At 68.8% G+C, this 8,348-nt stretch carries 7 protein-coding genes; 4 read left to right on the forward strand and 3 right to left on the reverse strand.

The features are described 5' to 3' along the window. Positions 1-41 precede the first annotated feature (41 nt). The 3 genes from AX744_RS19420 (at position 42) to AX744_RS19430 (ending at position 4,051) form a co-directional block, all read left to right on the forward strand. Positions 42-1,250: a thiolase family protein gene (locus tag AX744_RS19420; RefSeq protein ID WP_061018752.1), complete on the forward strand. Its 1,209-nt coding sequence runs from the start codon at positions 42-44 to the stop codon at positions 1,248-1,250. Positions 1,251-1,258: 8 nt separating this feature from the next. After that, entirely contained in the window at positions 1,259-3,403 is a 2,145-nt protein-coding gene (locus AX744_RS19425; RefSeq protein WP_058631785.1) for a 3-hydroxyacyl-CoA dehydrogenase NAD-binding domain-containing protein, read from the forward strand. A 96-nt stretch (positions 3,404-3,499) separates the two neighbouring features. Then, the gene (locus tag AX744_RS19430; protein ID WP_157543658.1) at positions 3,500-4,051 is read left to right on the forward strand and encodes a hypothetical protein; all 552 of its coding nucleotides are present in this window, start codon (positions 3,500-3,502) and stop codon (positions 4,049-4,051) included. Here the strand turns inward: AX744_RS19430 and AX744_RS19435 are convergent. The 3 genes from AX744_RS19435 to AX744_RS19445 are packed head-to-tail and all read right to left on the reverse strand — an operon-like array spanning position 4,036 to position 8,189. Continuing rightward, on the reverse strand, positions 4,036-5,667 hold the full coding sequence (locus AX744_RS19435) for a GMC family oxidoreductase (protein WP_061018756.1): 1,632 nt from the start codon (positions 5,665-5,667) through the stop codon (positions 4,036-4,038). The two genes, AX744_RS19430 and AX744_RS19435, sit on opposite strands and share 16 nt — an antisense overlap. Further along, positions 5,660-6,565 (reverse strand): YegS/Rv2252/BmrU family lipid kinase, encoded by a 906-nt coding sequence (locus AX744_RS19440; RefSeq protein ID WP_061018757.1) that lies wholly within the window; start codon positions 6,563-6,565, stop codon positions 5,660-5,662. Before AX744_RS19440 ends, AX744_RS19435 begins: the two co-directional genes overlap by 8 nt. Position 6,566: 1 nt before the next feature. Next, complete coding sequence (locus tag AX744_RS19445) at positions 6,567-8,189, reverse strand: FAD-binding oxidoreductase (RefSeq protein WP_230977895.1); 1,623 nt, start codon at positions 8,187-8,189, stop codon at positions 6,567-6,569. Positions 8,190-8,209: 20 nt separating this feature from the next. Between AX744_RS19445 and AX744_RS20115 the strand changes: the two genes are divergently transcribed. After that, positions 8,210-8,348: helix-turn-helix domain-containing protein (locus AX744_RS20115; RefSeq protein WP_157543659.1), on the forward strand; the 139-nt coding region annotated here is incomplete at its 3' end.

An 8,348-nucleotide genomic window follows, 5' to 3' on the forward strand; every position in this document is an offset into this window, starting at 1 on the left:
GGGCTTCATAGACTGAGGCCACGCACTAACTTGGAGGCAGAGTGGCCGAGATCTCGGACGTCTTCTTCGTCGATGGAGTACGCACCCCTTTCGGGCGCGCCGGCGAAAAGGGCATGTACTGGAACACCCGCGCGGATGACCTCGCCGTCAAGGCGACCATCGGCTTGATGGAGCGCAACGCCTCCGTCCCGGCCGACCGCATCGATGACGTCGCCATCGCGGCGACGAGCCAGACCGGCGACCAGGGGCTGACGCTCGGGCGCTCGGTGGCGATCCTCGCGGGCCTTCCGCAGACGGTGCCCGGCCTCGCGGTCGAGCGCATGTGCGCCGGCGCGATGACCAGCGTCACCACGATGGGCGCATCGATCGGTGTCGGCATGTACGACTTCGCCCTCGCCGGCGGCGTCGAGCACATGGGGCACCACCCGATCGGCGGGAACGCCGACCCGAACCCGCGGTTCGTGGCAGAGAAGATGGTCGACCCCGGCGCGCTCAACATGGGCGTCACGGCTGAGCGCATCTTCGACCGCTTCCCGCACCTCACCAAGGAGCGCTCCGACCGCTTCGGCATGTTGAGCCAGCACAAGGTGCAGGCGGCATACGACGCGGGCAAGATCCAGCCCGACCTCGTGTCCGTCGCGATCAAGGGTGCCGACGGCGCCTGGGGCCTCGCCACCGAGGACGAAGGTCGACGCCCGCAGACCACCATGGAAGACCTCGCCGCGCTGAAGACGCCGTTCCGCCCGCACGGACGCGTCACCGCAGGCACCTCCTCCCCTCTCACCGACGGCGCGACGATGTCGCTGCTCGCCGGTGGTGGTGCGGTCAAGGAGTTCGGACTGGCGCCGAAGATGCGGATGGTCTCGTTCGCGTTCGCCGGGGTCCAGCCCGAGATCATGGGCATCGGCCCGATCCCGTCGACCGAGAAAGCCCTCAAGAAAGCCGGTCTCACGATCGACGACATCGGTCTCTTCGAGCTCAACGAGGCCTTCGCCATCCAGGTGATCTCCCTGCTCGACCACTTCGGGATCGCCGACGACGATCCGCGTGTCAACCAGTGGGGCGGCGCCATCGCCCTCGGGCACCCGCTCGCCGCGTCCGGTGTGCGCCTCATGATCCAGCTCGCGGCGCAGTTCGCCGAGCGTCCCGATGTCCGCTACGGCCTCACCGCCATGTGCGTGGGTCTCGGCCAGGGCGGTTCGGTCATCTGGGAGAACCCGCACTACGACGGCAAGAAGAAGAAGAAGTGAGCGCGAACGTGACCGACTACGACGACATCGACTTCTCCCCCATCCAGGCGCTCACCGAGGGCGAGGTCATCACACAGTCACCGGTGCGCGACATCCGCCTCGCCTCCGGCAAGGTGCTGGCACTGATCACGCTCGACAACGGTCGCGATCACACCCGCCCGAACACGCTCGGACCCGCGACGCTCACCCAGCTGGGTGAGACCCTCGACGGCCTCAAGGCCAGGGCAGCGGCCGGCGAGATCCAGGCGGTCGGCATCACCGGCAAGCAGTACATCATGGCGGCCGGCGCCGATCTCTCGGACATCAGCAAGGTCGGGTCCCGGGACAACGCACGCCTCATCGCGCAGCTGGGCCACAAGGTGCTCGGCAAGCTCGGCGACCTCGGCGTGCCGTCCTTCGCGTTCGTGAACGGACTCGCGCTCGGCGGCGGACTGGAGATCGCTCTGAACTCCACATACCGCACGGTCGACGCCTCGGCGGCGGCAGTGGCGCTTCCCGAGGTCTTCCTCGGCATCATCCCCGGCTGGGGTGGCGCCTACCTGCTGCCGAACCTCATCGGCATCGAGAACGCGCTCGAGGTGGTCATCTCGAACCCACTCAAGCAGAACCGCATGCTGAAGCCGCAGCAGGCGTTCGACCTCGGGATCTTCGACGCGATCTTCCCCGCGGCGAACTACCTCGAGAACTCGCTCTCCTGGGCGGATGCGGTACTCGGCGGCACGAAGGTCGAGCGCAAGAACGAGCCCGGCAAGCTCGAGCGCCTCACCAAGTGGCCGATCGCGATCAAGATGGCGCGCGGCATGCTGGAGTCGAAGATCGGCACCGTGCCGAAGTCGCCGTACGCAGCCCTTGAGCTGCTCGACAAGGCGAAGAGCGGCACCAAGGCGGAGGGCTTCGCCCGCGAGGACGAGGCGCTGGCGGAACTCGTGACCGGGGACCAGTTCGCCGCGTCGATGTACGCGTTCGACCTGGTGCAGAAGCGTGCGAAGCGTCCGGTCGGTGCGCCCGACAAGCAACTCGCGAAGAAGGTCACCAAGGTCGGCATCATCGGTGCCGGTCTCATGGCCAGCCAGTTCGCACTGCTGTTCGTGCGCAAGCTCCAGGTGCCTGTGCTCATCACCGACCTGGATCAGGCACGTGTCGACAAGGGCGTCGCCTACATCCACGAGGAGATCGGCAAGCTCGAGGCCAAGGGACGTCTCGACTCCGACAGCGCGAACAAGCTGCGTGCGCTGGTCACCGGCACGACCGACAAGAGCCTCTACGCGGACTGCGACTTCGTCATCGAGGCGGTGTTCGAGGAGGTCGGCGTCAAGCAGCAGGTGTTCGGCGAGATCGAGAAGATCATCGCCGAGGACGCGATCCTCGCGACCAACACCTCCTCGCTGTCGGTCGAGGAGATCGGGTCGAAGCTCGCGCACCCGGAGCGTCTGGTCGGCTTCCACTTCTTCAACCCGGTCGCAGTCATGCCGCTGATCGAGATCGTGAAGACCCCGGTGACCGCCGACGCCGCGCTGTCGACGGCCTTCGTGGTCGCGAAGAACCTGGGGAAGAACGCGGTGCTCACCGCCGACGCCCCGGGCTTCGTCGTGAACCGGCTGCTCGCGAAGGTCATGGGCGAAGCCGCACGTGCCGTCTACGAGGGCACGCCGATCGCCGAGGTCGAGAAGGCCTTCGGACCCCTCGGCCTCCCGATGGGCCCGTTCCAGCTGATCGACCTGGTCGGCTGGAAGGTCGCCGCCCACGTGCAGGACACGATGGTGCATGCGTTCCCCGACCGGTTCTACGCCAACGAGAACTTCCACGCGCTCGCCGAGCTCGACACGGTCGTGGAGAAGGACAAGGGCGGACGCGTCGTCGGCTGGAGCAAGCAGGCGGAGAAGGTCCTGAAGCCGGCGGTGGGCAAGACACCGGCCACGGCCGCGACCATCCTCCAGCGCGTGCAGGACGGTCTGGCGCAGGAGATCAAGCTCATGCTCGACGAGGGCGTCGTCCCTGAGGTCGAGGACATCGATCTGTGCCTGATCCTCGGCGCCGGTTGGCCTTTCATCGACGGCGGCGCCTCACCGTACCTCGACCGCGAAGGTGCATCCGAGCGGGCCTTCGGCGGCTCCTTCCACACCCCGCAGATCCGCGGCGTCGAAAGCCGCTGATCGCCGGACGCCATCACCGAAGCGCCTCACCGGATTCCCAGCGAATCCGGTGAGGCGCTTCGTCGTCCGGCGCTCGGCAAGCCCTACCCTGGATCGATGAGCTCTCGCCCGTCTCCGCGCACCACCGAGCAGCCGATGGCCTTCAGCCGACGCGAGTTCTGGCGCGGCGCCGTTGCGACCTGGATCACCTTCAACGCTCTGTTCCTCCTGGTGACGACCGTCGTCCTCGCCATCATGTCGCGCTCCCTGCAGACCGTCTTCTCGATCCTCATCCTGGTGGCATGGTTCCAGCTCCTCTTCGTCGTGGCCACCTCCGCTCTGGCGACCCTCATCGGCAGCGGGGCCGCCTTCGTGCTGGGCCGGCTTCTGCGGACCACGGCGGGCATGCGGCAACACCTCATCGCCTTTGCAGGACTCGGTCTCGTGGTCGGAGGCGTCGTCATCGCGGTCGTCGGGACCTGGCCCGCGAACCTGACCGGAGAATTCGGGTCTTTGTTGACGAACATCACCGAGCCGTACATCGCACTTCCCCTGCTGGGGATGAGCGCCGTCAGCGTCGCCCACGGCTGGTACTGGACAGCCTCACGGGCGCTGTCCGAAGACCCTGCACCACAGAGCCCCGTCGCCGAGGCTCAGCTCGCCGGCTGAACCGGGCGCGCGTCGTCCTCGCCGCGACGAGGCCAGTACGACAGCGCCCGCTCCGCCAGTGCGGTGATCGTCAGCGAGGGATTCACCCCGGGATTCGCGGGCACGGCGGCGCCGTCGACGACGTGCAGGCCGGGGTGCCCCCAGACCCGGTGATACCCGTCGATGACACCGTCCGTGCGTGACGCCGAGATGACGGCACCGCCGAGGAAGTGCGCGGTGAGGGGGATGCCGAACACCTCAGGCCAGGATCCACGTGCAGCGGCTGGGACCCCACCGTCCACCTCGACCCGCGCGGCGATCGCCGCCGCCGCCGCATGGGCCTGGGGCAGATAGCTCGGGTTCGGCTCCCCGTGTCCCTGTGCGCTCGTCATGATGAGGCGGCCGAAGCGGCGGCGCAGGGAGAGCGTGAGCGAGTTGTCCGCTGTCTGCATGACCAGCGCGATGATACCCCGCTCGCTCCAGCGGCGGAGGCTCCCGAGACGGAACTGCCGCACCGGGGAACGGAGCATCTGGGCGACCAGACTGCGCAGTCGCACCCCTATCGGACGTCCGCCGGGGACGATCACGGTAGCGAGTGCACCCATCAGGTTCGACCCCGGCCCGTAGCGGACGTTCTCGACGTGGGTGCGGTCGTCGACGTGGAACGACGTGGTGATCGCGACGCCGCGGGCGAGCTGCAGCGAGTCCGGGACGCTCACGGCGACCGCGCCGTCGAGGGCCTCCGAGTTGGTGCGGGTGAGCCGACCTACGGCGTCCGAGACCCGCGGCAGAGCCCCGGACTCCTTCATCCGGTGCAGCAGCTGCTGCGTGCCCCAGGTGCCGGCGGCGAGCACGACCTCCCGGGCGGTCACGGTCTTCCGCGCGCGGCGGACCCAGGCCCCGCTGCGCTGCGTTGTCACCGCGAATCCTCCTTCGGGGAGCTCACGCACCTCGCTCACCGTGCGGAGGGCCTCGATCGCGACTCCGCGGCGCTCCGCCAGAGCCAGGTAGTTCTTCATGAGCGTGTTCTTCGCGCCGACGCGGCAGCCCACCATGCAGTTGCCGCACAGCGTGCACCCGGTTCGATCGGGCCCCTCGCCGCCGAAGAAGGGGTCCGGCGTGCGCTCCCCCGGCTTCCCGAACCAGACCCCGACCGGTGCGTGCCGGAACGTCGAGCCGACGCCGAGATCGTCCGCGGCGCCGGCCATGATCCGCTCCACAGGGCCGGTGTGCGGGTACTGGTCGACGACGCCGAGCATCCTCTTGGCCGTCGCATAGTGCGGCGCGAGTTCGTGCTCCCACTCCGCGATGCCCTGCCACTGCGGGTCCGTGAAGAAGGTCGCGCCCGGCTGATACAGCGTGTTCGCGTAGTTGAGCGATCCGCCGCCTACCCCCGCACCGGCCAGGATCATCACATGCGGCAATCGGTGGATACGCTGCACACCGTAGCAGCCGAGCGCCGGCGCCCAGAGATAGCGACGGACGTCCCAGCTGGTCTTCGCGAAGTCGTCGTCCTCGAAGCGGCGACCCGCCTCGTAGACGCGAACACGGTAGCCCTTCTCCGCCAGCCGCAGAGCAGCGACCGAACCTCCGAAGCCGGAACCCACGACCACGACATCCTCGTCGAACTCAGTCATCGCTCTCCTTCGGCACCATCATCGTGAGCGCGCCGGGAAGCACCGAGATGGTGCACTCATCCTCGCCGATGCGCTCGCCGTCCGCGTAGACCACGAGGCCGGGGGCCGAGACCGTCACGGACCGTGCACGCCGGTGCGCGACCTCAGCGCGCGAGAGATGCGTCCCACGCAGCAGCAGTGGGAAGAGACCCAGCAGGCGCATGCGGCCCAATGGCGCGACATGGACGATGTCGAGGAGTCCGTCGTCGGGGACGGCTCCGGCGCAGATCGGCATACCCCCTCCGTAGCTGGACGTGCTGCCGGCTGCGATCAGCGTGCCCGGCGAGCTCCTCGCCGCTTCCTCGTCTACGGCGATGCGGAATTCCATCGGCCGCAGTCGCACGAGCTCGATGAGCAGCGCGAGGTAGTAGCGAGGTGCGCCGTGCGGCCAGCGGAGCCTGTTGGTGCGGTCGCTGACCTTCGCGTCGAAGCCCAGCGCCGCGATGGTCAGGAATCTCCGACTGCCCTTCGCGGTGCGGACGACGCCGACGTCGATCGCTCGTGGCACGCCGATGAGGGCGAGCTCGGCGGCGGCCCGTGCGTCACCACGTGGGAGGCCCAGGGCTCGGGCGAGATCGTTCCCCGTGCCCGCCGGCACCAGGACGACCGGGATGGAGGCGGCGCACACCGTGTCGAGCACGCCGGCCAGCGTGCCATCACCGCCCACGACCACGAGGAAACGAGGGCCGTCGGCCAGCGCGGCGACGGCGAGCCGGGCGGTGTCGGCGGCGGAGGCACCCGCGTACGTTCGCACCTCGGCACCACGCTCCCGGAGAAGTCGAACGGCTGCCTCCGCCGCTCGCCCGCCCCGCCCCTTGCCGGCGAACGGATTCGCGAGCACGGCGATGTGCTCGGACACGTCAGTGCGTCCGTTCCGCGGGGATCACGGCGCCGGGGTTGAGTATGCCCGACGGATCGAGCTCCCTCTTGATGGCGGCGAGGATGCGGACCCCGGTCTCCCCGATCTCCTGACCGAGCCACGGCGCATGGTCCCGCCCGACCGCGTGGTGATGGCTGATCGTTCCCCCTGCGGTGATGATCGCATCGTTCACACGCGCTTTCACGGGCTCCCACGAACGGAGCATGTCGGTGCGCACTCCTGCGAGGACCGTGAAGTACAGCGACGCCCCGGTCGGGTAGATGTGCGAGACGTGGCACATGACGTACGACTTGGCGCCGATGTCCGCGAAGCCCTCCTTGAGCGCCGCCTCGACCGTCGAGCGCAGCGCCTGCAGGTTCGACCACGTCGTCGCGGTCTCCAATGTCTCGCAGAAGACGCCGGCGTCGAGAAGTGAATCGCGCAGATAAGGTCCGTCGAACCGGGTCCTGAGCCAGTCCTCTGCCGGGCCTTCCCCCGAGGAGGTCCCGCCCGCCGCGGCGAGGTGAGCACCGGCATGAGCCCGTCGTTCCGCGATGTCCTCGCCTTCGTACACCGTGACCACGCTGGCGCCCTTGGCCAGTGCTTTGCCGATCCGCCCGACCTGGGCGAGGCTGACAGCCGTCTCCGCTTCGTCGGACAGCCGGATGACGGTCGGACCGCCGCTCAGCTGAGCGACACGACGAAGCCCCTCGGCTCCACTGGCGAAGTCCGGAAACGACCAGGCCTCGAACACCCTCGCGCGCGGGATCGGGTGGACGCGCACCCGCACCTCGGTGATCACGCCGAAGATGCCCTCGGAGCCGAGGAACACTCGAATCAGGTCGGGCCCTGCGGCAGAGCCCGGCGACCGCCCGAGCTCGATGTCGCCGGTCGGGGTGGCCACTCTGATCCCGGTCACCATCGTGTCGAAGCGCCCGTTCCCCGCAGAGTTCTGCCCCGAAGACCGAGCCGCCGCGAATCCGCCGATCGTGGCATAGCGGAAGCTCTGCGGAAAATGACCGAGCTCGAACCCGCGCGCGGAAAGCAGCGCCTCCGCCTCCGGCCCCGTCGTGCCGGCCGCGAGCACGGCCTCACCACTGGTCTCATCGAGCCGCACCATGCCGCTCAACCGCCGCAGATCGAGACTGACCACGGCGTGATGCGCGCCCCGTTCAGGATCGAGTGCGCCGACGACGCTCGTCCCGCCACCGAAGGGGATGACGGCGACACCTCGCGCCGCCGCAGCATCGAGACACGCACGGACCTCGTCGTGGTCGGCGGGGCGGACGACGGCGTCCGGTGCGTCCTGTCGTGCCTCGCGTCGGCGAAGCAGGTCGGGCGTCGAGCGCCCGCCCGCGTGACGGACGCGGGCCTCCGGTGTGTCGTCGACGTTCTCGAGGCCGACGGCGAGGACGAACGCCGCGCGGTCTTCCGCTGTCAGACGCGACGGGCGCAGCTGCACCTCCGAGAGTTCGACGGCGGGAGCGGGCGTGCGGACGCGCCCCAACAGCATCGGCAGCAGAGCACGCACCGGCAGAGGCAGCCCCTTCGCCTTGGCCGGGTCGCCCCAGCCGTTCCATCTCATCAGCGAGTCCGCATCGACCCTGCCGTTCTCTTGGCCCATGCGTTACAGTGTGACACATCATGGAAGAACGTCAACCTCTCTGGGATGCCACGCAGACGAAGATCCTCGATGCGGCCGATGCGCTGATCGAGAGGCGCGGCGTGCACGGCGTGACCGTCGCGGAGCTCGCCCGGCGCGCAGAGCTGAGTCGGCCGACGA

It is taken from the genome of Microbacterium sp. CCH5-D1 (assembly GCF_001557335.1).
In the GTDB taxonomy this organism is placed as follows: Bacteria; Actinomycetota; Actinomycetes; order Actinomycetales; family Microbacteriaceae; genus Microbacterium; species Microbacterium oxydans.